We start from the raw sequence: 21,694 nt of genomic DNA on the forward strand, positions 1-21,694 counted from the left end.
CGGTTGATCACTCCGGCGGAGCTGGCCCGGCTGCTGGAGATCCCCGAGCCGACCGGGGAGCAGGCCCGGGTGATCGAGGCGCCGCTGGCGCCGATGGCGGTGATCGCGGGCGCCGGGTCGGGCAAGAGCGAGACGATGGCCGCCCGGGTGGTGTGGCTCGTCGCGAACGGGTTCGTGCGGCCCGAGCGCGTCCTCGGCCTGACGTTCACCCGCAAGGCGGCGGCCGAGCTGGGCGCGCGGGTGCGCAAGCGGCTCGACAAGCTGCGCGAGGTGCTGCCCTCAGACGAACTGGACCGGCTGGGCGGCGAGTCGCTGTTCGACGGCGAGCCGATGGTGTCGACGTACCACTCGTACGCCGCGCGCCTGTTCGGCGACCACGCGCTGCGCGAGGCGCTCGAGCCCACGATGCGGCTGATCTCACCGGCGGTCGCCTGGCAGATCTGCTCCCGCGTCGTGGACGCCTACGACGGCCCCATGGACCGCGTCGACTGGCAGCCGGACACCGTCACCAAGGCCGTCATGGAGCTGGCCGGCGACCTGTCCGAGCACCTGCGGACCGGCGATGACGTCCGCAAGGTCGGCGCCTGGCTGGACGAGCGGTTCGCGGCCGTGAAGAAGCCGCTGAAAGCGCAGCGCGACATCCTCGCCAAGCACGCCGTCCGCGAGCAGCTCATGCCGCTGATCGAGGCGTACCACCGCGCCAAGGCGAGCCGCGAGGTGATCGACCACGGCGACCAGATGGCGCTGGCCGCCCGGATCGCCTACAAGCACCCCGAGGTCGGGATGATCGAGCGGTCGCGCTTCTCGGTCGTCCTCCTGGACGAGTACCAGGACACCAGCCAGGCGCAGCTCGTCCTGCTGCGGTCGCTGTTCGCGGGCGGCCACCCGGTGACGGCGGTCGGCGACCCCTGCCAGTCCATCTACGGCTGGCGCGGCGCGAGCGCGGGCAACCTGCTGCGCTTCGCGTACGACTTCCCGCTGCACGCGCCTGTCGCCGGGCGGCGTCCCGACCCCGCGCCGGTCGTCCAGCTGAGCAAGAGCTTCCGGAACGGCGAGCGGATCCTGGACGCGGCCGCCAGGGTCCAGGACGAGCTGCGCAAGGACACCGCCGCCGTCCCGCGGTTGACCCCGGGCGCCGGGCGCGAGGAGCGCGGCCGGGTCGAGTGCGCGCTGTTCGAGACCGTCGAGGAGGAGGCCGACCGGATCGCCGCCCGCATCCAGCGGGAGCTGGCGGGCGACCCGGCGACCGCGCCCGACGGCGGCGCGTGGCTCGGCGACGAGCCGCTCCAGTACGGCGACATCGCGGTGCTGGCGCGCAAGCGGTCGCAGTTCCCGCTGATCCGCAAGGCCCTGGAGACGCGCGGCATCCCGGTGGAGGTCGTCGGCCTGGGCGGGCTGCTGACCGTTCCCGAGGTGCAGGACGTCGTGGCGACGCTGCGCGTCATGCACGACCCGACCGCCGGGGCGTCGCTCGCCCGGCTGCTGACCGGCCCGCGCTGGCGGCTCGGCCCGCGCGACCTGGTGGCGCTCGGCCGCCGCGCCCGCTCGCTCGCCCAGGAGGCCGCCCGCGACGTCACCCCTCCCGAGAAGCCCGGGAACGCCGAGGCGCCCGCCGCCGAGGCCGATGCGGAGGCGTCCGGCGACGACCCGCTGCGCCAGCTCGTCAGCGAGCTGAACCAGGAGACCGGCAGCCTCGTCGACGCGCTCGACGACCTCGGCCCGGCGAGCGCGTTCAGCCCCGAGGGGTACGGGCGCCTCCGCCGCCTCCGCGACGAGCTGCGCCAGCTCCGCTCCCAGGTGGGCCTGCCGCTGCCCGACCTGGTGAACGAGGTCGAGCGCGCCCTCGGCCTCGACATCGAGGTCGCGGCCCGCTCCGGGCTCGACCCGGTGACCGCGCGCGCCGACCTGGACGCGTTCGTCGACGCCGCCGCCAAGTTCGCCGGCGACGCCGAGGACCCGACGCTGGGCGCGTTCCTGGCCTACCTCAAGGCCGCCGAGAGCGAGGAGTTCGGCCTGGAGGCGGGCCGGGTCGGCGAGACCAACAGCGTCAAGCTCCTCACGGTGCACGCCTCCAAGGGCCTCGAATGGCCCGTCGTGATCGTCCCCGGGCTCTCGTTCACGCCGATGAAGAGCGGCGGCCCCGCCAAGGGCTCGATCTTCCCGTCGCCGCCGCAGAACGCCACCCGCTGGACGGCCAACCCGCGCGTCCTGCCGTTCATGCTCCGCGGCGACCGCGCCGACCTGCCCGACCTGAAGGGCCTGGAGAAGGACGACCTCGCCGCCTTCGACGACGCCTGCGCCGAACGCGACCTGCGCGAGGAGCGCCGCCTGGCCTACGTCGCCGTGACCCGCGCGTCCAGCCTGCTCATCGCCACCGGCTACTGGTGGGGCGCGTCGGGCCGCCCGCTGGGCCCGTCCCCGTTCCTGGAGGAGGTCCGCCAGGTCTGCCTCGACGGCGCCGGCTCCGTCGCGGTCTGGGCCGACCCGCCCGGCGAGGACGAGACCAACCCGCTCCTCGCCGAGCAGGAGGCCGCCGAATGGCCCGCCGAGCAGGGCGCCCGCGGCGACGCCGCGTCCCGCGCGCGGTACGAGGCGATCGTCGAGGGCGCCCGCATGGTCGAGGACGCCATGCTCGGCCGCACCCGCCCCTGGGCCGGCGACGAGGGCCTGAGCGCCGCCGACCGGGGCCGCATGTCCGCCTGGGCCCGCGACGTCGAACTCCTCCTCGCCGAACGCGACCGCGGCCGCGGCGGCGACGGCCTCCTGGTCGAGCTGCCCGCCCACCTGTCGGTCTCCTCGCTGGTCTCCCTCGCCCGCGACCCCGCCGCGCTCGCCCGCCAGATCCGCCGCCCGATGCCGCGCCCGCCCGCCCCGTACGCGCGCCGCGGCACCGAGTTCCACGCCTGGCTGGAGAGCCGCTGGGGCCAGCAGCGGCTGCTGGACCCCGACGAGCTGCCCGGCGCCGCCGACGAGGACGCCGCCGACGCCGACTTCGCCGATCTCCGCGACAGCTTCGAGGCGTCCGAATGGGCCGCCCGCGAGCCGCTCGACATCGAGGTCCCGTTCGAGACGATCATCGGCGACCGGCTGGTCCGCGGCCGGATGGACGCCGTGTTCCGCTCCGGCGACGGCCGCTACGAGGTCGTCGACTGGAAGACCGGCCGCCCGCCGTCCGGCGACGAGGCCCGCTTCGCGTCCGTCCAGCTGGCCGCGTACCGGCTGGCCTGGGCCGAGCTGATGGGCGTCCCGGTCGACCAGGTCAGCGCCGCGTTCCACTACGTGCGCGCGAACGTGACCGTGCGCCCCGCCGACCTCCTGGACGCCGCCGGCCTGACCGCCCTCCTGGAGTCGGTCCCCGCCGTCTGACACCGTTCGCAGGGACTCTGGTCACACTGCGTGCTTTCAGGGATGATGCCCCCAAGTACCCCGGTGTGACTGGAGGGCCAGTTGACGGTGGCGGCGCATGACGAGCGGATCGTACGGGAGTTCTCCAAGCAGGCGGCGGGGTTCGGGAACCCTTCCCTGAACGCGGGACTCACCCGCCATCTCGACCGGCTCGTCCGGTTCATGGCGTCCGAGCTGGACCCGGAGGACGTCGTCCTGGAGGTCGCCGCCGGCACCGCCCTGGTCTCGCGCGCGATCGCCCGCCGGGTCCGTCATGTCACGGCGCTCGACCTGACCCCGGCGATGCTCGCGCAGGGCAAGCGCGAGGCCGACCACGACGCGATCACGAACGTGACGTTCACCCGCGGCGACGCCGCCGACCTGCCGTACGCCGACCGCTCGTTCACGCTCGTCGTCACCCGCTTCTCGCTGCACCAGGTCGCCGACCCGGCGGCCGTCGTCCGCGAGATGGCGCGGGTCAGCCGCCCCGGCGCGGCCCTGGTCGTGGCCGACCTCGTCCACCCAGGGGCCGGCGACCCCGACCGCATCGAGCGGTTGCGCGACCCGTCCCACAACACGATGCTCACCGAATCCGGTATCGCCGACCTGCTCACCGCCACCGGCGCCGAAGTGAAGGAGACGGACCGCTTCGACTTCGTCCGCCCCCTGGAGCCGTGGCTGGAACTCGCCCACACCGACCCGGACGCCGCCGCCCGCATCCGCCAGGAACTAACGGACGAGATCGCCGGCGGCCCCACCACGGGAATGCGCCCCACCGTCGTGGACGGTGACCTCCACTTCACCCAGACCTACGCGTTCCTCCTCGCCCACGCCGCCTGAGGGGCCCCGTGAACTTCGAGCAAACGTTCGACGCGAGTCGCTCGTGTGTTCTATGTTGTCCGCCATGACTTCCCCTGCTGCGCGCCTGGACCGCGAGCCCGCCGCGCTGGCGATGCGGATCGGCGTGGTGGCCGCCGAGGCCGCGCTCGCCACGTTCGCCCGCAACCTCGACCTCGACGAGGTCGAGGACGGCGAGGTCGACTTCCGCGGCGCCATCGGCCCCGCCGAATGGCCGCTGTTCTCCCTGGTCATCGACACGCTGGCAGAGGCGTCCCCGGACGACGAGCGCACCCTGGACGAACGCCGCGTAGCCGCCCTGAACGACCTCGCCCGCATCTGCATGGCCGCCAAGCAAAAGGCCCAACCAGCCGCCTAGGGGCCGTACTTCCCGCGCTTGATCTCGTCCAGCAGCCCGCTGAACGTCTGCCGGTCGAGCCTCAGGACCCCGCCCTCAGGGTCCTTGGAGTCCCGCACCCCGTTCGCGGCACCCACCCGCGCGACTTCCACGCAATCCGACTGCGTGGGCTGGCTGTAGGAACTCTTTCGCCACACCGTGCGGGGTGATGCATGACCAGCCAACGGGCGACCTCGTCTCATTTCATTCCAGCTCTGCGACCGCCTAGAGGTCGTACGCCCCGTCCTTGATCTCGTCCAGCAGCCCGCTGAACGTCTGCCGGTCGAGCCTCAGGACCCCGCCCTCAGGGTGCTTGGAGTCCCGCACCCCGTTCGCGGCACCGACCCGCGCGACCTCTACGCAACCATTAGCGCCTTCGCTGTGACTGCTCTTGCGGAAGATGGGGTGTGGCTCAGGCACTCTGCCCTCCTTGTGGTCATCGTCGGGCAAGCCGTTCGAGCATGGTCAGGGAGTCTGCAGGGCTCAGGGCCATGGCCTGCATCTGCTCGAACGCCAGGGAGTAGCTGTGCACCTCCCTCTCATCCTCAATGTACAGAGCACTAGTCATGTTCTCGACATACACGACATCCGGAGTAAAGCGCTCGGGGAATCCGACGACGGTGAAGCTGCCTACAACCCCTGGATGGGCACCCGCTTCAAGCGGCATCACCTGGAACATCACATTCGCCGTATCGGCCAGGCGCAGGATGTGTAGGTACTGCTCGCGCATGACCTCGGGGCTGCCGATGATGCGCTTGAGCGCCGTCTCGTCCAAGATCGACCAGAGGCGGACGGGAGCTTCTCTCTCGAGCCATGCCTTCTGTCGTGCCAGGCGCGCCGCGACCCGTTTTTCCACATCGGAGGGCGGCGAGAGGCGCATCAGGATCGATTTGGTGACCTGGTACGTGTAGGCCTCGGTCTGCATCAGGCCGTGGACCAGTCCCATCGTGTACGAGTTGAGCCACTCCGCCTCGGCCTCCAGCCCGATGTAGGTGGCGTAGTCCGTGGGGAGGCTGTGGGTGTAGGCGTCCCACCAGCCGCGCTGTCTTGTGGTGCGAGCGAAACTCACAAGCGCGTCCGAGCGGGGACCGCACACGCCGTACAGGGTGAGGATCTGCCGGACCTCGGCCGGCGCGACCCGCCGTACCCCGGTTTCGACACGAGACAGCTTCGCCTTGCTCCAGCCGAGTTGGTCTGCGGCCTCCTCGAGTCCCATGGAGGCTGAGGTTTCGCGCAATCTACGCAGTTCGCGGGCAAGGCGGCGCTCGCGGATGGTCGGTGACCTGGCAGACATGTAGCCGAGCATGGTCAGTCCGTAGTCGTGGGGCAAGCGCTTCCGGCAAGTCCAGGCCGAGAAAGAATCTTGTACTCCTTTTCTGAAACCGTTGCGGCAACTGTTGCTGCTAACGCATCATGAGGTCCGATCGAGTGCGGAGAGTGTTCAATTGATCACTCTTTGGAGGATGGCGACTCCATGAGGGGCCTGATGATGAAGAACGGTGGGCTGCCGGTCCTGGCCAAGGGGGGCGTGTGTGCTTGGCCTCTGCCCTACGACGAGACCGGCCCCCATGCGGCCCGTTCACTGCTTCACAGGACCATGGCCGGGCTGGGGCTGGGGCGTGATGTGATCGAGGACGGCAGGCTCGCCGTGTCCGAGGTCGCGACCAATGCCCTGCGGTACGGCGGGAACGCGCCGGGCGGCCGTCCGCCGACCTGCCCGGAGCTGTGGGTCTGGGCGCGTACGGTTCCCGCGCCGCAGCTGATCGTCTCGGTCTTCGACCGTGCGAGGACCTCGCTTCCCCGGGCGTCCGGCGCCGGACTGCTGGACGAGCACGGCAAGGGCCTGGGCCTCCTCGGCGAGGTCGCCGTGGAATGGGGAGCGGGTCCTTCGCGGGCGCGGCTGGCTCCGGAGCCTCTTCATGGCAAGACCGTCTGGTTCGCGCTTCCGCTGCCCGTCTCCTGGCCTGGTCTGGGGCTCAAGGTTCATCCGGGTACGGCCGCGCAATGCCTCCTCCGGGCCCTTCAAGGACGCGGCTTCCCTGGCAGGCGCAGCTGCGATCAGCGCGGGATCTCCGTACTGGAGCTTCCGGGCCTCAACATCTGGGCCCATTCGCGGCACTTCACGTGGCGGGCCGCGCCCGCCCGCTACGCACGGCAGCCGTTCATCGATCTGCAGGAGACCGCGGAATGCGTGGTGCGCCAGTTGGACGGTTCTTCTAGCGCGTGTTGAGGGACTTGGCTCGGACCTTGCCGGTGCTGGTGCGGGGGAGTTCGTCGACGAAGTGGACGTCGCGGGGGACCTTGAAGCGGGCCAGGTGCTCCTTGACGTGGGCCTTGAGGGCGTCCTCGGTGATGTCCGAGCCCGGGGCGCGGACGACGTGGGCGGCCAGGCGCTGGCCGAACGACTCGTCGTCTACGCCGGTGACCGAGACCTCCGCGACGTCCGGGTGGGCGCCGAGCAGGTCCTCGACCTCGCCGGGGAAGACGTTCTCGCCGCCGGAGACGATCATGTCGTCGGCGCGGCCGTCGATGAACAGCCGGCCGGCGCCGTCGAAGTGGCCGAGGTCGCCGGTGGCGAGGAGGCCGTCGTGGCCCTCCTTGCCGCCGCCCCCGGTGTAGCCGGCGAAGCGCAGGCCGCCGCCGGTGTGGACCTCGCCGACCAGGCCGGCGGGGACCTCGCGGCCGTCCTCGTCCAGGATCTTGATGGTGAGGCGGAACGACGGCCTCCCGACGGTGCCGGGGGCCTCGCGGAGGTCCTGGGGGGTCGCGATGGTCGCCCAGCCGGTCTCGGTGGCGCCGTACACGTTGATCAGGACATCGCCGAACGCGTCCATGAACGCCTCGGACAGGTGCGGGTGCAGCGCCGACCCGCCGCACACGACCGCGCGCAGCGATCCGGGGCGCGGGCCGTCCGGTACGTCCAGGATGCGCTGGAGCATGACGGGCACCGCGACGAGCGTCTCGGCCTGATGCTCGTCGATCGCCGCCAGGGTCGCCTTCGGGTCGAAGTGGCGGGACAGCACCAGCGGCGTCCCCATGCCGAGCCCCACGGACATGTAGGCGAAGCCGAGCACGTGGAAGAGCGGCGGCGCGATCACGAGGGGCGCCCCGGACCGGACGGGGACGCGCATCAGGTGGCTGATCGCGGCGGGGAGGAGCGCGCCGAGGCCGATGTCGTGCCGGGCGCCCTTGGGGGTGCCGGTGGTGCCCGACGTCATGATGATGACCTTGCTGGGGCCGGCGGGCCGGGCCGGCGCGGGGCCGGTCGCCGCCACCAGGCCGTCGATCGTCTCGTACGGGCCGGGGGCGTCGTGCCACGCGTGGACGCGGGCGCCGGTGTACGCGGAGCCGTCCACCACCCGGTCGAACTCTTGGTCGTGGATCAGCAGCCCGAGACCCTCGCGCTCGGCGACCTCGCCGAGCTGCGGGGCGGAGAAGTCGGTGTTCAGCAGCACGACGTCGTTCCCGAGACGGGACGCCGCCAGCACCGCCTCGACGAAGCCGCTGTGGTTGCGGCACAGCACGCCGATGCGGTCCTCGTCCCCGAGGCGGGAACGGAGTGCGGCGGCGAGGGCGGACGCGCGGCGCTCCAGCTCGCCGTACGTGAGCGTCCCGCGCTCGTCGACGACCGCCGTGCGGTCGGGGAAGCGCAGCGCGGCCATCGCCCCGACGGTCGCGGGCACGGGGCCGTACCGGAGGTACTGGAGCGGCATCCGGACGGCGCGGTCCGGCCGTACGGGACGCAGCGCGCCGGCGTCCCATACCGCGCGCGAGATCGTTCGCATCCGGTCGAGCAGCGGCACGGCGCTTCCTCTCGTTCGGGGTAGATTCAGGGCACTACCCGGCTCCAGGTCCTCTATGTATGGCGACGACCGTTAAGGTGCCCACATGCCCGCTCGACCCGTTCCGCAGCAGACCCGCGAGCACGCGCTCGCCCTCGTCTCCCAGGGGCTCCTGATCCAGGCGATCAAACTGGTGCGCGAGGCCACCGCGTTCGACCTCCGGGAGGCCAAGGAGTACGTGGACGGCCTCCAGGTGGAGGTCCTCGCCGCGATCATCCCCCCGGAACTGGACGAGCGGGTGCGCTACCTGGTCGCGACCGGCGAGCGGGGCGAGGCGGTGAAGGTGCTGAGGGCCGGTTCCCGGATCGGGCGCGGCGACGCCAAGCTCTACGTCGAGGCGGTGCGGCGGGGCTACGTCCGCCCGGCCGTGGTGCCCGGCGCGGCGCTTCCGGTGGACGCGCTTCCGGTGGACGCGCTTCCGGTGGACAATGTGCCCGCGCTCCCCGCGCCCGCGGACCGCGTGCCGCTGTCGGAGCGCGTGCGCGCCTTCGAGCGGGCCGCGGACCACGCGTCGGCGGTCGCGCTCGTCCAGGCGGAGACGGGCATGACGCGCGCGGAGGCGGAACGCTTCGTCGCCGCCCTCGACTGATCGCGGTGGCGCGCCCGTCCGGTCAGCGGGGCGCGGCGCCGGTGTAGAGCAGTGGGACGAGGTAGGTGCGGGCGAAGGCGCGCATGTCGTCCTCGGTGTCCAGCGGTACGCAGCCGTGCGGGGCCAGGTAGAACGACATCGCCAGCCGGACCATGATCTCGGCGGCGGCGTCGGGCGCCGCGACGGCGGGCGGGCCGGGGGAGCGGCGGAACTGCTCGGCCAGGAAGTCCCGGATGAACGTCAGCACGAACCGGGAGTCGGTGGTCAGGTAGGGCAGGATCACCTCCGGCTCGGCGCTGATCAGCCGGGTCAGCAGCCGGTTGGCGCGGGCCTGCGTGACGCCGGTGACGAAGCCCTCGACCAGCCGGTCCTCGATGGTCGGCAGGTGCTCGGCGGCCCGCACCATCACGACCATGGCGCGCCGCGCCTCGCGCAGCGAGACCGCGCGCATCAGCTCCAGCTTGTTGCCGAACCGCCGGTAGACGGTGGCGCGGCCGAGCCCGGCGCGGCGGGCGACGTTGTCGACGGTGGTCCGGCGGAGCCCGTAGGCGCCGAACTCCTCCAGCGCGGCGTCGAGGATCCGCGTGGTGAGTTCCCCGGTGTCCTCGTCCTCGGCGTGGAGCAGGTCTTCGGATGGCGCCATGTCGGCGCCACTATAGCCGCCGGGACGGCCTGTGGTCCGCGTCACCTTGACCCTGAGCGAGACAGGGAGACATATTTCTCTATATGTATCTCGGTGTCGCAAGGACCATAGTGTGCAGGAGTGGCGGATGACCTCCCCGACGCTCCCTCCCGAACTGCGCGAGTACGACCTGTCGGAGATGTCGTTCTGGACGCGCCCCGAAGCCGACCGGCTGGAGGCCTACGCGCGGATGCGGGCCATGGAGCGGCCGCCCGTCATCCCGATCAAGAAGCTCCCGTTCACCAGGTCCAAGCCGGGCTTCCACGCCATCACCCGGCACGCGGACGTGACCGAGGCCAGCCGCACGCCCGAGCTGTTCAGCAGCGAGCCGACCACGAACTCGCTGTTCGAGATGCCCGCCTGGGCCGCCCGGTTCTTCGGCTCGATGATCAACATGGACGATCCCCGGCACGCCCAGATCCGCCGCGTCGTCTCCCGCGCGTTCAGCCCCCGCGTCCTCGAACGGGCCGAGGAGAACGTCCGGCGGCGCACCACCCGGATCGTCGACGAGATGATCGCCGAGGGGCCCCGGGACTTCGTCGCGCAGGCCGCCGCCCGGCTCCCCGTCGAGGTCATCTGCGACCTGATGGGCATCCCCGAACGCCACCACGACCTCGTCCTGCGGCGCACCAACGAGATCCTCGGCTACACCGACCCCGAGTACAACGGGGCCAAGGCCGACGACCGCTTCTTCACCGGCACCCCGCGCCGCACCGACGTCCTGCGCGCCTCCGCCCGGCTCGTCCGCGCGGGCCGGGACCTGTTCCGGCTGGTCGAGCGGCTGGGCGAGGAGCGGCGCCGCGACCCGGGCGACGACCTGATCTCCAAGCTGGTGACCGCCAACGCCGACGGCGAGTCGCTGACCGCGCAGGAGACCGGCTCGTTCTTCATCCTGCTGGTCACCGCCGGGAACGAGACCACCCGCAACGCCATCGCGCACGCGCTGCGCCTGTTCACCGAGTTCCCCGAGCAGCGGCGGCTGCTGATGGAGGACTTCGACGGGCGGATCGGGACCGCCGTCGAGGAGATCGTCCGGTACGCCACCCCGGTCATCCAGTTCCGCCGCAACGTCACCCGCGACTGCGAGCTGAACGGCGCCCCGCTGAAGAAGGGCGACATGGTCGTCCTCATCTACACCGCCGCCAACCGGGACGAGACGGTCTTCACGGACCCCGACCGGTTCGACATCCTGCGCTCGCCCAACCCGCACGTCGGCTTCGGCGGCCCCGGACCCCACTACTGCCTGGGCGCCCACCTGGCCCGCCGCGAGATCACCGTGATGCTGCGCGAGCTGTTCACCCGGCTGCCCGACATCCGGACCGACGGCGAGCCCGACCGGCTCGTCTCGCACTTCATCAACGGCATCAAGCGGATGCCGTTCACGTTCACGCCGCCCGCCACCCGGGACGGCGAGCAGGAGAGGACCTCATGACGGAGGCGAAGCTCGGACCCGGCTCGCTCACCTGGCGCTACTTCGGCGACACCCGGATGGCGCTGGTCGGGCCCCGCGCGGCCGTCCTGCAGAACATGCTCCCCGCGCTCGGCCAGGGCGTCCTCGACCACTCGGTCTTCTTCGACGAGACGTTCGCGCGGGTGAAGCGCTCGGCCGGGCCGATCCTCGACACCGTGTACGGCGGCGCCAAGGCGCCCGAGACCGGCCGGAAGGTCCGCGACTACCACCGCGAGATCAAGGGCGAGATGCCGGACGGGACGCGCTACCACGCGCTCGACCCCGAGACCTACTACTGGGCGCACGCCACGTTCCTCGACAACATGCTGTACGGCATCGAGACGTTCATCCGCCCCCTGAGCGAGATCGAGAAGCGGCGCGTCTACGAGGAGTCCAAGACCTGGTTCCGCATGTACGGCGTCAGCGACCGCGCCATGCCCGAGGACTGGGAGGCGTTCCAGGCGTACTGGAAGCGCATGATGGAAGAGGTCGTCGAGCCGCACAAGACGGCCCGCTACGGCGTCGGCTACGTGACCAAGGGGCTGCCCCGTCCCAAGAAGGTGCCCGCGCCCGTCTGGCGCGCGCTCAGCCCGCCGCTGAACTCCGTCGCCCGCTTCATCACCGTGGGCGGCCTGCACCCGCGCATGCGCGAGCTGCTCGGCACCCCCTGGAGCGCGGCCGACGAGCGCCGCTACCAGCGCTTCGCGGCGACCGTCCGGAAGCTGAACGCGGTCTGGCCGCTGCTGCCCGAGGCCGTACGGTACGTGCCGCAGGCGCGCAGGGCGTTCGCCCGCGACGGCCGCCGCCGGGCGAGGTGACGGCCGTGCCGTCCGCGACCCACGCGGCCACCGTGACCAACCGCGACCGGCTCGCCTGGCTGCGCGCCGCCTGGCGGGCCGGGATGCTCGCGCCGATGCCGCCCCGCACGGCGGTCGCGGTGGCGCGGGCGATGCGCGCGTACGGGCCGGTCGGCGCCGCCACCGCGGTCGGCGCCGCGCGCTTCGGGGACCGTACCGCCATCGCCGACGACCAGGGCACGATCAGCTACCGGGGCCTGGACGCGGGCGCGAACGCGCTGGCCACCGCCTGGCACCGGCGCGGGATCGGGTCCGCGAGCCGTGTCGCCGTCCTGTGCCGCAACCACCGGAACCTGCTGCTGGCCGTCTCGGCGGCCGCCAAGCTCGGCGCCCGGATCATCCTCCTCAACACCGACTTCGCCGCGCCCCAGCTGCGGGCCACGGTCGAGGAGCAGGGCATCACGGTCCTGGTCCACGACGACGAGTTCGCGCCTCTCCTGGACGGCCTGACGCTCCCGGAGGGCGCGTTCACCGCCTGGACGGACGGCGGGGCCTCCGACGTCGACGGGCTCGCGCGGGGCCGCGGCCTCACCCCGCCCGCCCCGCCGCGCCGCAGCACGCTGGTCATCCTCAGCAGCGGCACGTCCGGCCGGCCGAAGGGCGCCGCACGCTCCTCGGCGCCGGGCGAGCCGCTGGCGCTGCCCGGCGGCATCCTCACGCGGATCCCGTTCCGCCGGAACGAGGCCGTCCTCGTCGCCCCGCCGCTCTTCCACGGCTGGGGGCTGACCGCCGCGACGCTCACGCTGGCGCTGGGCTCCACGCTCGTCCTGCACCGCCGCTTCGACGCCGCCCGCGCCGCCGCGGACCTGGCCGCGCACCGCTGCACCGCCCTGGTCGCGGTGCCGACCATGATCAGCCGCCTGCTGGCCGCCGGGAACCTGGACGGCCACGACCTGTCCGCGCTGCGGATCGTCGCGTCCGGCGGCGGCCCGCTCGCCCCCCACCTCGCCGAGGAGGTCGCGGGCGCGTTCGGCAAGGTCCTCTACAACTTCTACGGCTCCACCGAGGCGTCCTGCATCACCATCGCCACCCCCGACGACCTCGCGGCCGCGCCCGGCTGCGCCGGCACGCCCCCGCCCGGCACCACGGTCGCGATCCTGGACGAGGACGGCCGCCCCGTGCCGCCGGAGACGGTCGGCCGGATCCACGTGAGCAGCCCGACCCGCTTCGACGGCTACACCTCCGGCCAGGCGGTCACGGCGAACCTGCTGCCCATCGGCGACCTCGGCCACCTCGACCGCGCCGGCCGGCTGCACGTCGACGGCCGCGCCGACGACATGATCGTCTCCGGCGGCGAGAACGTGCATCCGGCCGAGATCGAGGAACTGCTGGCCGGCCATCCCGACATCGCCGAGGCCGCCGTCGTCGGCGTCCCCGACCCGGACTTCGGCCAGCGCCTGCGCGCCTACGTCGTCGCCACCGGCGCCCTGGACGCCGACCAGGTCAAGAAGCACGTCGCCGCCAACCTGGCCCGCTACAAGGTCCCCCGCGAGGTCGTCTTCGTCCCCGAACTGCCCCGCACGACCACCGGCAAGGTGATCAAACGCGAGCTGGGTAGCTGAAGTGCGGGTGGGGGTGCATCAGGAAGTCGTGGTGGGAGATGTTCCAGGCGTAGGCGCCGGCCATGCCGAACGCGATGAGGTCACCCGGCCGTAGGCGCGGGCAGGGGGCGTCGCGGGCGAACACGTCCTTGGGCGTGCAGAGCTGCCCGACCAGTGTGGTGGGGTGGGTGTCGCCGGTGTCGTCGGTGTCGTCCGCCGTCAGCAGCGTGAACGGCTGGTCGTGGCCCTTGGTGACGGGTGTGCGCAGATGGTGGGTGCCGCCCCTGAGGACGGCGTAGTGCTCCCCATGCGTGGTCTTCACGTCGAGCACTTCGGTGACGTACCAGCCGTGGTACGCGGTGAGCGCCCGGCCCGGCTCCACGCGGAACGTCACGGACGGGTGGGCGGGAAGGCCCGCCGCGTACGCCTTCCAGTCGAAGCGCGACTCGGGCGCCTCGTAGTCGACCGCCATGCCGCCGCCCAGGTTGATCTCCGGCTCCTCCACGCCGTTCGCGCGCAGCCAGGGGAGGGCCCAGTCCGTTATGCGGGCCGCCAGGTCGAGCATCGCGGGGGCGTCCAGGCCGGACGCCAGGTGCGCGTGGACGCCGCGGAGTGTGAGGTGCGGCGTGTCCCTGAGAACGGCGGCGCACCGGGACAGGGCCTGCTCGTCCATGCCGAACGGGCCGCTCATCTGCAGGGCGGCCCCGGTGGTCCCGAACCGCAGGTTCGCGCGGAGGAGGACGTCGGCGGGGCGTTCCGACGCGGCCAGCCGTTCGAGTTCGTACGGGCTCTCCACGTGCAGGCGCTCGACGTCGAGGTTCGACGCCAGCGCCAGCTCCTCGTCGGTCTTCCCCGGGCCGCCGAAGGCGATCCGGGCCTCGGGCAGGGTCGCGCGGACGTGGGCCAGCTCGCCGCCCGAGGCGACCTCGATGCCGTCCACGTGAGGCGCGAGGGTGCGGAGGATCGCGGGATCGGGATTGGCCTTGGCGGCGTAGAAGAGCTCCGGGCCGCCGGCCAGGGCGCCCCGGACGGCCGCCACGTTCTCGCCCAGGCCGTCCAGGTCGTACACGTACGCCGGGAGGCGCTCCAGGGCGCGCATACGGTCGCGCAGGAACGCGGGCGGCGCGCTCATCGGCCGGCGAACGGGTTGGGGACCGGCACGTACGTCGCGGCGCGGTCGGCGCTGCGGGCCCAGCGGGCGCGGAGGTTGGCCTTGGCGGGGAACGGGACGCCGGCCAGCAGCGCGCGCAGCTGGGGGTGGTCGGTCCCGCAGGCGGCGAAGTGGTGCCGCACGGACGGCCAGAGGTCGGGATCGAGCTCGGGGTGCAGGTCGGCGACCGCGGCGGCGATCTCGGTGAGGTGGTTGACCAGCAGGCAGTACACGACGCGGTTCCAGGCGCGGCCGCTGTCGTAGGTGACGGCCTCGCGCACGCGCGCGGGGAGCCCGTCCAGCCGGGGCCGCCACTCGGGCGTGAGCTTGGTCCCCTCCAGGTCGCGGAACGCGGTCTCCACCGGCATGCCGCCGTCGTCCACGGCGACCAGCACGTTCTGGAGGTGCGCCTCCAGGACGATCCCGTGGTCGAGGTAGGCGGTGAGGGCGGGCTTGGCGACGTGCCGTACGTAGGCGTCCCACCAGGCGAGCGCGCCCTCGGGCGTGGCCACGGCCGGAAGGGACGCGAGGGTCGTGCCGTACGGGTCGGCGAGCGCCGCCGCCAGGAGCGGCGTCCCCTTGAGGCCCCCTACGCCCTGGCGCAGGATGATGCCGAGTCCCTCGTGCAGTTGCAGATCGGCGAGGGCGACGCTGCGGTACGCGGGTTCGGCCAGGAACGTGCAGCCGTCGAGCGCCGCGAACACCGGCCGGACGAGGCGGTCGAGGGCGACGGCGCCGGTGAGCTCGTACCAGGCGTTCTTGCGGACGCAGTTGGTGATGCGGATGTCCAGGCTGAACTTGCAGAAGACGTCGGCCGCGGGCACGTAGGCCGTCCGCACGGACGACGTCGGGACGACCTCGGGACCGGCCGGGCCGAGGTCCTGGAGGAGGCCCGCGGCGAACGCGCGGCGCAGTACGGGACGCTCCGCCAGCAGGGACAGCTGCCAGGGATGGGCCGGCAGGAGCCGGTGTCCGGGAGGGGCGGCCGGAGCCAGCTCGTCCAGAGGAGCGAAGGCGGCCGGGTCTCCTTCCTCGACGAAGAGGTCCTCTCTTACGGCGAGCCATCGCGGCAGGAACCGGGACCTGGTCTCGGGCGCGTACGGCAGCCATTGGTCCGGTACGCCCTGGCGCGCCTTGGGGGACGGGTGGAAGCGGTGCCCGGACAGCAGCGACTGCTCGGACTCCACGTACCGGGCGACCGGCTCCTTGGACGGCGGCTCGGCGAGCGGTGCCGCGACCGCCTCGGGGTGCGGCTCGCCGCGTGCCTCCAGGATCGCGGCCAGGCCGGCGCGGCTGTCGCGCACCTGGGTGAGGAACTCGGGGTTGGCCTGGCCGGTGGCCAGCTCCAGCTCGCCCGCGACGAGGTCGGCCAGCCGCTCCCAGCCGGCGGCGATCCACTCGGTGCCGCGGTGCTCCTCGATCGGGGGCGCGAGCCGGTAGGTGGGGCCGGCCGGGGGCCGGGCGAGGCCGGTCCGGAGCGTGACGCCCGCCCTGGGGAGCCGCACGACCAGTCGCCCCCCGTCCCGCCATACCTGGTGCTCGGGCGCGCAGACCTCCCTCACCAGGCAGTTGAGCAGCGCTGTGGCGGTGGCGTCGTCGGCGGTGAGAGCCGGTCGTGTCAGCAGCACGTGTCGTCCCGATCGTCCCGAGGATGGTGAAGGTGACCGTGGTGAAGGTGGTCGTGGATGAGGTAGTTGGGCCCTGGCGGCCCGTAGTGCTTGTTGATGTCGGCGGATCCGGTGCGGGCCTTGTCGACGAGGGTTCCGGCGGTGACCATCGCCTTGCCCGGCAGGGCCGCGGCGTCCAGCGTGCGGGAGCGCAGGAACGCGTCGTCCGGGCCGAGCGCCGCGTCGAGCCGGTCCCGGATCATCGCCAGGCCGGTCCGCGCGGGCAGCAGCCCTCGCCGGGCCAGCCCGAACGCCGGTGCGGCGGCGCACAGGTGCAGGGTGATGGTGACGAAGACCCTGGCCAGCGCCTCCGGGTCGCGCGTCACCATCCGGGCGTCCTGGAAGTCGCCGTGGCCGTGCATTGGGCCGCCGTCCAGGACGAGGGTCCCGTCGTAGTCCTTGAGCAGCAGCTTGAGAGCGCCGTCGCCGCCGATGACGAGCGACACGTTCTGCTGGTGGGCCTCCAGGGCGATGCCGTACCGGAAGAGGGTGATGTTCCAGGCCAGCAGTGCGTCCAGGTAGGCGCCGAAGAGTTCCGGCACATCCCATCGCTCGATGACGGAACGGCCGTCGGGCGCCTCCGCCAGCAGGGCCGCCACGGGGACGACATGCGCGCCCGCTGTCTCCGGTGGGAAGCGCCTGACCATGTACGCGAGTAGCGGGGAGCCTGCGTGGCCGTAGGTCTGCTCGTCCGCGAGGAGCATGGGCAGGTGCGGTTCCTTGCGGAGCACGCCGTGCAGGAGGCGTTCCGCAAGGGCGCCGTCCGGAAGGGTGCGGGGGACGATCGTGCGCCTGTTGCGCAGCCCCAGAGTGCTGGTGGTCAGCGGCACCTTCAGGTGGGTCCGCCCGTCAACGGCGACGGTCCGCATGGACAGTGTCGGGACGACGTCCAGGAAGGGCTCCGGCAGTACCCGCACGTCCTCCAGATGCGGGACGGTCAGCGGATGCACCGGGAAGAGGCCCTCGTCAGGCCACCAGTCCGGCAGTACGCCCGCTGACGTGACCCGTTCCGGAGGGACGGCCGCCCAACGCATCGGGAACGTGGGAGCGAACTCGGGCGCGTACTCCTTCAGCTCCGCCTCGTTCAGCCCTATGCGGCACCGGCCAGTGGGGTGAACGGGGTGGTCCGTATACGCGGCGAGCGTCTCGTAGTAGGTGCCGGGGCCGCGGCGCAGCTCGTCCGGGACGCGCGCCAGCCGCCGCAGTACGGCCGGCCGGGCCGCCGCGTGCAGCCGGGCCGTGGCCAGCGTCTCCCGGCACTCCCGCTCGAAGGCCGCCACGTCGTCGCGCGGATCCGCCACCCGCCGCACCGCAGTGAGCACGTCGTCCAGGCGCAGTCCCTGGGACGGGTCGACGACGGTGCGCGAGAGGAAGCCGGGGCCGTCCTCCAGTAAGCGGACGCTGGGGCCGCCCGGAAGCGCCAGGACGTGCCCGCCAGCGAAGCGCCGCAGGCCGCCGTAGTCCTCGCGCAGGAGGGCGTCCAGGACTCGCGCCGCCAGCGCGCCCTCGTTCACGCGATCGTCCAGGCGTGGGCGGCGCGGAAGCGGGCGATGGCGGCCTCGACCTCGCCCGCGGAGGGGCCGATGGCGCGGATCGTCCCCAGGTAGTCGCGGTTGGTGCGGGTCAGCTCGATGCGGTCGCCGACCGGTCGCTGCGGCCGGTACGACAGCCGCACGGGCCCGTCGTCCAGCTCGACCGCCCCGGGCGCGGCGGTGAGCACGCCGGGCCGCTCCGCCATGACGACGTCGGCCACCGCGTGCCCTCCGGCGGCGGGTTCGGTCTCGGGCAGCCGCTCGCCCAGGTGGACGCGCAGGACCAGGTCGAACAGGGGGACGCCGAGCAGGTCCGCCATGAGGAAGTCGCAGTGGTCGCCGATGAGCCGGTAGTTCACCTCGATCAGCCGCGCCCGCCCCTCGTGCACGACGAACTCCGTGTGGCAGGCGCCGAAGCCCACGCCGAGCGCCTCCAGCTGCGCGAGCACCTGGCCGGTCTCCGGCGGGGGAGGGGCCCATTCGAGGCGCTCCTCGATGAAGTGCGGCGGCGGCGACACCCTCGTGCGGAACGACCCCAGCACGCGCAGCTCGTGCCCGTCCCCGAGGGTCTCCAGGGTGTGCAGCTCGCCCGGCAGGTACTCCTCGGCCACCAGCGGATCGGGCCGCCGCCGGCCGATCTCCGCGCGCCGCGCGGCCAGCTCGGCGGCGTCGTGCACCAGGAACACGTCCTCGCTGGCCACGCCCTCGCGCGGCTTCAGCACCAGCGGGTACGGCGCGCCGTCCGGCACCCGGGACGCGTCGGCCGAGAAGACCGGGTCGACGCCCGCCAGGTGGTGCCGCATGAGCGCCTTGTCCTTCGTCCTGGTCGCGGCCTTCCAGTCCTTCGCGGGCAGCCCGAAGTAGGCCGCGGCCAGCGCGGCCGGCGCCTGGAGGAAGTCGCTGTTGGAGAACAGCGCGGCGGGCTCGCGGCCGCGGGCGGCCGACGCGGCGACGATGGCGCGGTAGTCGGTGACGTCGCAGGCCACGATGGGGCCGTCGAAGACCTCGGCGTGCCGCTCCGGGCGGTCGGTGAGCAGGGTGACCGCGAGGCCGCGCTCGGCGGCGAGCCGTGCGGCGGCGGGCAGCAGGCCGTACGTCACCGAGTCGGTGACCTTCCCGGCCACGAGGGAGAGCGAGAGCGGGAGCGAGGCGCCCACGGCCACCTTCCAGAGTGAGGTAAGGCTTGCCTAACTCGAAGAAGTCACCATAGTGTCGGGGCCGCAGGCCCGGTGCAAGCAAGGCGCCGCGCGTGTCTCGGCGGCCCCCGGCCCACCGGGAACGGCCCCGCATCCGCCAGTATGGACCCCATGAATCTGGTGGATCGGTGGGTCGCGCTGGCCGGCCCCCAGGCGCGGCACATCGGCGCGGAACTCGACGCCCGCTACGGAGAGAAGCACCGCCGCTACCACACCCGCGAGCACCTCACCGCGGTGCTCGACCGCGTGGACGAGTGGGCGGAGCACGCCGCGGACCCCGGCGCCGTACGGCTGGCCGCCTGGTTCCACGACGCCGTGTACGACCCCGAGCGCGCCGACAACGAGGAGCGCAGCGCCCGCCTCGCCGGCCGGATGCTCGCCGACACCGACCTGCCGGACGAGACGATCGCCGAGGTCGTGCGGCTGGTGGAGCTGACCGAGTCGCACGCGCCGGCCGCCGGCGACCGCAACGGCGCCGTGCTCTGCGACGCGGATCTGGCGATCCTCGGCTCCGGCCCCGAGCGGTACGCGGAGTACGCCGCCGCCGTCCGCGAGGAGTACGCGTTCGTCCCCGAGGACTTCTACCGGGTCGGCCGCGCCGAGGTGCTCACCGGGCTGCTGGACCTCCCGGCGCTGTTCCACACGCCTGACGCGCGCGAGCGATTCGAGTCGCGCGCCCGCCACAACATTGAGACCGAGCTGCTGCTCCTGAGGGCGGGCTGAGTCTTACCGCCGGGCGGGATCGAACTTACGCCGCCGCAACCCGGCCGCGGTGAGCCGCCGCAGCAGCTCCTGGCAGCCGACCTCCGCCGCGCCCAGCGCGACCGCCGCGCCGTACAGCTCCGACGGCACGTCGTAGTGGTCGCGCTCGAACGCCCGCGGCGGCAGGCCCAGATCCGCCGCGAACGCGTGCAGCTCCCCGAACGAGACGTCGCTCACCATGTGCGACCACACCCGTCCCCGCGCGGGCCACAGCGGCGGGTCGATCAGGATCACGGGCGCCTCCGGCCGGTCTCGTGGCTTCAGTCCGTTCAGGCCACTTGTGCGACCTTACGTGCTATGCGGCCCGGTACGTTTCCGCAAGTTGGGGGCGGACGCCCTGATGGGCCAGGATCGGATACCGCGATCCTCCTCCCACGCGAGGGACAACGGCGTCAGGATCCGCCCAAGGAGAAGCCGATGAACGTTCCTGAATACATCCGCGCCGGCAGCGACCGGTTCTTCGCCGACCTCAAGGAGTGGCTGGCGATCCCGTCCATCTCCGGGGACCCCGCGTACCACGGCGACGTGCGCCGCTCCGCCGAGTGGCTCGCCGAGCACCTGCGCGGTACGGGCTTCCCCACCGTGGAGATCTGGGAGACCGGCGGGCTGCCCGCCGTCTTCGCCGAATGGCCGGCCGCCGACCCGGACGCCCCGGCCGTCGTCGTGTACGGCCACCACGACGTGCAGCCGGTCGAGCCGCTCGACGAGTGGGAGACCGACCCGTTCACCCCCCTGGAGAAGGGGGACCGGCTCGTCGGGCGCGGGACGTCCGACGACAAGGGGCAGGTGTTCTTCCACACCCTGGGGATCCGCGCCGGCCTCGCCGCGTCCGGCGCCACCGCGCCGCCCGTCACGATCAAGCTGCTGGTCGAGGGCGAGGAGGAGTCGGGCTCGGTCCACTTCCCCGAACTGCTGCGCACCCACCGCGAGCGCCTGCGCTGCGACGCCGTCGTCATCAGCGACACCACCATGTGGGCCGCGGACGTCCCGTCCATGTGCACCGGCATGCGCGGCCTCACCGAAGCGGAGGTCTCGCTGTACGGGCCGGACAGCGACCTGCATTCGGGTTCGTTCGGGGGCGCCGTCCCCAACCCCCTGCACGCGATGGTGGAGCTGCTGTCGCGGCTGCACGACGCGGACGGCCGCGTGACGCTCCCCGGCTTCTACGACGGCGTCGTCCCGCTCACGGACGAGGAGCGCGAGCTGTTCGCGCGGCTCCCGTTCGACGAGGCCGAGTGGCTGCGTACGGCGGGCAACAGCCGCGCCCCCTACGGCGAGAAGGGCTTCACCACCCTGGAGCGGGTCTGGGCGCGCCCCACCGCCGAGATCAACGGCATGTGGGGCGGGCACACCGGCCCCGGCGGCAAGACGATCGTGCCGCGCGAGGCGCACGCGAAGCTCTCGTTCCGGCTGGTCGCCGGCCAGGAGCCGGTGAAGGTCCAGGAGTCCTTCCGGGCCTGGGTGGACGCCAACACCCCGGCCGGGGTGCGCGCCGAGGTCACGATCCCGGGCGGCGGCGTGCGGGCCTGCTTCTCGCCGATCGACTCGGCGGGCGTCCGGGCGGCCAGGCGCGCGATGGAGAAGGCGTTCGGCCGGGAGGTGCTGTTCACCCGCGAGGGCGGCAGCGGCCCCGAGGCCGACCTCGCGGAGATCCTGGAGGCCCCGCTGGTGTTCGTGGCGGTGGGACTGGACGACGACCGCATCCACGCCCCCAACGAGAAGGTCGAGATGCCCCTGCTCCTCAAGGGCGCCGAGGCCGCCGCCTACATGTGGGACGAGTTCGCGACGGCCCTGCGCTCGGCATGATG

Annotated in this window: 20 protein-coding genes; 10 read left to right on the plus strand and 10 right to left on the minus strand. The window is 72.8% G+C overall.

Annotated features, from left to right (window positions below; translation table 11 throughout):
* The first annotated feature begins 3 nt into the window (after window positions 1-3).
* The 3 genes from AB0881_RS26005 (at window position 4) to AB0881_RS26015 (ending at window position 4,600) form a co-directional block, all read left to right on the plus strand.
* Entirely contained in the window at window positions 4-3,366 is a 3,363-nt protein-coding gene (locus tag AB0881_RS26005) for an ATP-dependent DNA helicase (protein ID WP_366620794.1), read from the plus strand.
* 87 nt (window positions 3,367-3,453) lie between these two features.
* Window positions 3,454-4,224, plus strand: coding sequence for a methyltransferase domain-containing protein (locus AB0881_RS26010; RefSeq protein ID WP_366620847.1), 771 nt, complete (start codon window positions 3,454-3,456; stop codon window positions 4,222-4,224).
* Window positions 4,225-4,288: 64 nt separating this feature from the next.
* The gene (locus tag AB0881_RS26015) at window positions 4,289-4,600 is read left to right on the plus strand and encodes a hypothetical protein (RefSeq protein ID WP_366620796.1); all 312 of its coding nucleotides are present in this window, start codon (window positions 4,289-4,291) and stop codon (window positions 4,598-4,600) included.
* On the opposite strand, the gene AB0881_RS26020 is transcribed toward AB0881_RS26015, so the two are convergent.
* The 3 genes from AB0881_RS26020 to AB0881_RS26030 are packed head-to-tail and all read right to left on the minus strand — an operon-like array spanning window position 4,597 to window position 5,924.
* Window positions 4,597-4,821, minus strand: coding sequence for a DUF397 domain-containing protein (locus tag AB0881_RS26020; protein ID WP_366620797.1), 225 nt, complete (start codon window positions 4,819-4,821; stop codon window positions 4,597-4,599). The two genes, AB0881_RS26015 and AB0881_RS26020, sit on opposite strands and share 4 nt — an antisense overlap.
* A gap of 22 nt (window positions 4,822-4,843) precedes the next feature.
* Window positions 4,844-5,038, minus strand: coding sequence for a DUF397 domain-containing protein (locus AB0881_RS26025; RefSeq protein WP_366620798.1), 195 nt, complete (start codon window positions 5,036-5,038; stop codon window positions 4,844-4,846).
* Between the two features lie 16 nt (window positions 5,039-5,054).
* Window positions 5,055-5,924: a helix-turn-helix transcriptional regulator gene (locus AB0881_RS26030; protein WP_366620800.1), complete on the minus strand. Its 870-nt coding sequence runs from the start codon at window positions 5,922-5,924 to the stop codon at window positions 5,055-5,057.
* 168 nt (window positions 5,925-6,092) lie between these two features.
* Here AB0881_RS26030 and AB0881_RS26035 point away from each other — a divergent pair, with 168 nt between their 5' ends.
* On the plus strand, window positions 6,093-6,848 hold the full coding sequence (locus tag AB0881_RS26035) for a hypothetical protein (protein ID WP_366620802.1): 756 nt from the start codon (window positions 6,093-6,095) through the stop codon (window positions 6,846-6,848).
* Here the strand turns inward: AB0881_RS26035 and AB0881_RS26040 are convergent.
* Window positions 6,835-8,421, minus strand: a complete 1,587-nt coding sequence (locus tag AB0881_RS26040; RefSeq protein ID WP_366620803.1) for an AMP-binding protein — start codon at window positions 8,419-8,421, stop codon at window positions 6,835-6,837. The two genes, AB0881_RS26035 and AB0881_RS26040, sit on opposite strands and share 14 nt — an antisense overlap.
* An 85-nt stretch (window positions 8,422-8,506) precedes the next feature.
* On the opposite strand from AB0881_RS26040, the gene AB0881_RS26045 reads away from it, so the two are divergent.
* Window positions 8,507-9,049 (plus strand): hypothetical protein, encoded by a 543-nt coding sequence (locus AB0881_RS26045; protein WP_366620804.1) that lies wholly within the window; start codon window positions 8,507-8,509, stop codon window positions 9,047-9,049.
* A gap of 22 nt (window positions 9,050-9,071) precedes the next feature.
* Here the strand turns inward: AB0881_RS26045 and AB0881_RS26050 are convergent, their stop codons facing one another.
* Entirely contained in the window at window positions 9,072-9,692 is a 621-nt protein-coding gene (locus AB0881_RS26050; protein ID WP_366620806.1) for a TetR family transcriptional regulator, read from the minus strand.
* A gap of 127 nt (window positions 9,693-9,819) precedes the next feature.
* Between AB0881_RS26050 and AB0881_RS26055 the strand changes: the two genes are divergently transcribed.
* From AB0881_RS26055 to AB0881_RS26065, 3 genes are read left to right on the plus strand one after another with little or no spacing between them, the layout of a single operon-like run.
* Window positions 9,820-11,163 carry a cytochrome P450 gene (locus AB0881_RS26055; protein WP_366620807.1) on the plus strand — a complete coding sequence of 448 codons (1,344 nt, stop codon included), beginning with the start codon at window positions 9,820-9,822 and terminating at the stop codon, window positions 11,161-11,163.
* Complete coding sequence (locus AB0881_RS26060; protein ID WP_366620808.1) at window positions 11,160-11,999, plus strand: oxygenase MpaB family protein; 840 nt, start codon at window positions 11,160-11,162, stop codon at window positions 11,997-11,999. The genes AB0881_RS26055 and AB0881_RS26060 overlap by 4 nt, the downstream gene beginning before the upstream one ends.
* A gap of 5 nt (window positions 12,000-12,004) precedes the next feature.
* Entirely contained in the window at window positions 12,005-13,600 is a 1,596-nt protein-coding gene (locus AB0881_RS26065) for an AMP-binding protein (protein WP_366620809.1), read from the plus strand.
* Here the strand turns inward: AB0881_RS26065 and AB0881_RS26070 are convergent.
* From AB0881_RS26070 to AB0881_RS26085, 4 genes are read right to left on the minus strand one after another with little or no spacing between them, the layout of a single operon-like run.
* A complete protein-coding gene (locus tag AB0881_RS26070; protein WP_366620810.1) occupies window positions 13,578-14,711 on the minus strand; it encodes an alanine racemase in 1,134 nt (377 codons plus the stop codon). The genes AB0881_RS26065 and AB0881_RS26070 overlap by 23 nt on opposite strands.
* Entirely contained in the window at window positions 14,708-16,357 is a 1,650-nt protein-coding gene (locus AB0881_RS26075; protein WP_366620811.1) for an IucA/IucC family protein, read from the minus strand. The genes AB0881_RS26070 and AB0881_RS26075 overlap by 4 nt, the downstream gene beginning before the upstream one ends.
* Window positions 16,348-17,910: an IucA/IucC family protein gene (locus AB0881_RS26080; protein ID WP_366620813.1), complete on the minus strand. Its 1,563-nt coding sequence runs from the start codon at window positions 17,908-17,910 to the stop codon at window positions 16,348-16,350. The genes AB0881_RS26075 and AB0881_RS26080 overlap by 10 nt, the downstream gene beginning before the upstream one ends.
* Window positions 17,907-19,085 (minus strand): siderophore biosynthesis protein, encoded by a 1,179-nt coding sequence (locus AB0881_RS26085; protein WP_366620815.1) that lies wholly within the window; start codon window positions 19,083-19,085, stop codon window positions 17,907-17,909. The genes AB0881_RS26080 and AB0881_RS26085 overlap by 4 nt, the downstream gene beginning before the upstream one ends.
* A gap of 150 nt (window positions 19,086-19,235) precedes the next feature.
* On the opposite strand from AB0881_RS26085, the gene AB0881_RS26090 reads away from it, so the two are divergent.
* The gene (locus AB0881_RS26090; protein WP_366620817.1) at window positions 19,236-19,847 is read left to right on the plus strand and encodes a metal-dependent phosphohydrolase; all 612 of its coding nucleotides are present in this window, start codon (window positions 19,236-19,238) and stop codon (window positions 19,845-19,847) included.
* A 3-nt stretch (window positions 19,848-19,850) separates the two neighbouring features.
* Here the strand turns inward: AB0881_RS26090 and AB0881_RS26095 are convergent, their stop codons facing one another.
* Complete coding sequence (locus tag AB0881_RS26095) at window positions 19,851-20,120, minus strand: DUF4031 domain-containing protein (RefSeq protein ID WP_366620818.1); 270 nt, start codon at window positions 20,118-20,120, stop codon at window positions 19,851-19,853.
* A 183-nt stretch (window positions 20,121-20,303) separates the two neighbouring features.
* Here AB0881_RS26095 and AB0881_RS26100 point away from each other — a divergent pair, with 183 nt between their 5' ends.
* Window positions 20,304-21,692 (plus strand): dipeptidase, encoded by a 1,389-nt coding sequence (locus AB0881_RS26100; protein ID WP_366620820.1) that lies wholly within the window; start codon window positions 20,304-20,306, stop codon window positions 21,690-21,692.
* Window positions 21,693-21,694 lie beyond the last annotated feature (2 nt).

It is taken from the genome of Spirillospora sp. NPDC029432 (assembly GCF_040703975.1).
In the GTDB taxonomy this organism is placed as follows: domain Bacteria; phylum Actinomycetota; class Actinomycetes; order Streptosporangiales; family Streptosporangiaceae; genus Spirillospora.

Bases quoted from the DNA above. Each gene is read 5' to 3' on its own strand.
- AB0881_RS26060 (WP_366620808.1), top strand. From the start codon at position 11,160: ATGACGGAGGCGAAGCTCGGACCCGGCTCGCTCACCTGGCGCTACTTC.
- AB0881_RS26090 (WP_366620817.1), top strand. From the start codon at position 19,236: ATGAATCTGGTGGATCGGTGGGTCGCGCTGGCCGGCCCCCAGGCGCGG.
- AB0881_RS26015 (WP_366620796.1), top strand. From the start codon at position 4,289: ATGACTTCCCCTGCTGCGCGCCTGGACCGCGAGCCCGCCGCGCTGGCG.
- AB0881_RS26030 (WP_366620800.1), bottom strand. From the start codon at position 5,924: ATGCTCGGCTACATGTCTGCCAGGTCACCGACCATCCGCGAGCGCCGC.
- AB0881_RS26020 (WP_366620797.1), bottom strand. From the start codon at position 4,821: ATGAGACGAGGTCGCCCGTTGGCTGGTCATGCATCACCCCGCACGGTG.
- AB0881_RS26100 (WP_366620820.1), top strand. From the start codon at position 20,304: ATGAACGTTCCTGAATACATCCGCGCCGGCAGCGACCGGTTCTTCGCC.
- AB0881_RS26055 (WP_366620807.1), top strand. From the start codon at position 9,820: ATGACCTCCCCGACGCTCCCTCCCGAACTGCGCGAGTACGACCTGTCG.
- AB0881_RS26045 (WP_366620804.1), top strand. From the start codon at position 8,507: ATGCCCGCTCGACCCGTTCCGCAGCAGACCCGCGAGCACGCGCTCGCC.
- AB0881_RS26050 (WP_366620806.1), bottom strand. From the start codon at position 9,692: ATGGCGCCATCCGAAGACCTGCTCCACGCCGAGGACGAGGACACCGGG.
- AB0881_RS26035 (WP_366620802.1), top strand. From the start codon at position 6,093: ATGAGGGGCCTGATGATGAAGAACGGTGGGCTGCCGGTCCTGGCCAAG.
- AB0881_RS26070 (WP_366620810.1), bottom strand. From the start codon at position 14,711: ATGAGCGCGCCGCCCGCGTTCCTGCGCGACCGTATGCGCGCCCTGGAG.